The 240-nt window shown below is 61.7% G+C and carries 1 pseudogene; it reads right to left on the bottom strand.

The window, feature by feature from the left end:
• Positions 1-240 (bottom strand): annotated as a pseudogene (locus AAEZ05_RS30015) (iron uptake system protein EfeO); the annotation flags it as partial.

Below are 240 nucleotides of genomic sequence, written 5' to 3'. Positions count from 1 at the left end.
ATCGAGTGCAACGGCCAGTGCCTTGGCCTTGTCGGCGATCTGCTTGCGCTGATCGGCTGTAACCTTGTCGTAGGTTGGGTAGCGGTCATTCACCTTGAGCCCGTTGAGTTCGGTGTCGAAGGCGTTGAGCGCGCTGTCGATAGTGGGGAGCAGGTCGGCGGCGGACTTGCCCAGCAACGGGCGCATCAGGTCGACCACTTTGTGCGCGACCTGCAGGTTGGCGGCAAAGCCGTTCAAGTC

The sequence above is a fragment of the Pseudomonas sp. HY13-MNA-CIBAN-0226 genome (assembly GCF_040310305.1).
Lineage (GTDB): Bacteria > Pseudomonadota > Gammaproteobacteria > Pseudomonadales > Pseudomonadaceae > Aquipseudomonas > Aquipseudomonas gregormendelii.
Note: the sequence above shows the minus strand (reverse complement) of the source record. Positions and strands in the feature narration are given on the sequence as shown.